At 38.7% G+C, this 1,548-nt stretch carries 1 protein-coding gene; it reads left to right on the top strand.

Annotated features, from left to right (window positions below; all coding sequences use genetic code 11):
- Nucleotides 1-146: 146 nt before the first annotated feature.
- The gene (locus CDG79_RS40440; RefSeq protein ID WP_094347033.1) at nucleotides 147-1,514 is read left to right on the top strand and encodes an IS4 family transposase; all 1,368 of its coding nucleotides are present in this window, start codon (nucleotides 147-149) and stop codon (nucleotides 1,512-1,514) included.
- Nucleotides 1,515-1,548: the final 34 nt, after the last annotated feature.

Raw genomic sequence — 1,548 nt, 5'->3', positions numbered from 1 at the left:
GCTGCGATCGCTATTTTTTGTAGAGGCTGTGAAATGGAAGCGATAACGGTGGAGGGTTGCCCAAAAAGTTTTTGAAGGTAGAAAAAGCTTACTCGTCTGTGAAATACTTTTTTTGAGACGAGCAAGCGAATACGATAATTACTACTGTGACACTACGAGTACAAATCCTCAAGGATAAATTTAGTCAAAGTTTAGGTTTACCTTTTAAAGAGCTATTGCCGGAATCTGCAATAAAACTTGCAATCTCTGAAGTGAAAATTAAATATAAAAAGCGATTATTTGACCCATTTATTACTTTGTGGGCATTTTTATCGCAAGTTTTGGATAGTGATAAAACTTGTCATAATGCTGTGAGTAAAATAATTGCTTATTTAGCAGATTCAGATGTAGAAATTCCTTCATCAGATACGAGTGCATACTGCCAAGCCCGGTCAAGACTACCGGAGAAATTATTGGAAAAACTTTTTAACGATTCGGCACAAAGCTTAGAAGAGAAAGTGACAACAGAAAAGTTATGGTGTGGTCGAAATGTGAAAGTAATAGATGGCTCAACTGTATCTATGCCAGACACAGTAGAGAACCAAAAAGAGTACCCTCAACCTAGTAGTCAAAAAGAGGGATGTGGCTTTCCAATTGCTAAAATTGGTGTGATATTCAGTTTGGTGACGGGAGCTGCTGTTGCCTTGTGCATAGATGTTCTGAACACCCATGATATCAAGTTGGCGAGAAAAATGTATAGCTTTCTCAAACCAAATGATGTGCTTTTAGGAGATAGAGCTTTTTGTGCTTACGCCGATATGTTTACTATCAGAAAGCTTGGTTGTGATGCCGTATTCCGTAAACATCAATCTCGCACAACCACTATGCGAAAAGGTAAAATTATTGGCGATTGTGACAAATTAGTTACCTGGTACAAACCTAAAAGTTGTCCAAAAGGATTGAGTAAGGATGAGTTTGATGCTTTACCTCCTTCCATTACTGTGCGAGAAATTTACTATTACATTGTTATTCCTGGTTTTCGCACTCAACAAGTCAGCTTAACTACTACTCTTTTAGATAAATCTTCTTATTCTACTCTCGAAATTGTTGGACTTTACGGTAAACGTTGGGATGTTGAATTGGATTTAAGACATATAAAAACTACCTTGGGTATGGATATTTTGCGATGTAAAACACCCTCAATGATCCGCAAAGAAATTTACGTTTTTTTACTGGCTTATAATCTACTTCGTAGTTTGATGTGGTCGGCAGGCACTACTTATGGTACTCCTCCGTTGCGCTTGTCGTTACAAGGTACGCGCCATCATTTAATTAATTTTATTCCCCAATTAGAGGTGGCTTATTCTCAAAAACGTCTCCGAATTTATCGCACTTTGCTAAAAGTTATTGCTCACAAGGCTGTTCCTGATCGCCCAGGTAGAAGCGAACCACGAGTCCGCAAACGTCGCCCAAAAATTTACCCCTTGATGACTAAAACCCGGCATGAGTTACGCAAACAATTGCAAACTGCTTAAACTGCAAGGGTTCCGGCTTTTCTTAGTGCCATTC

Source organism: Nostoc sp. 'Peltigera membranacea cyanobiont' 232 (assembly GCF_002245985.1).
GTDB lineage: Bacteria > Cyanobacteriota > Cyanobacteriia > Cyanobacteriales > Nostocaceae > Nostoc.
This window is presented reverse-complemented; position numbering and strand designations above follow the sequence as displayed.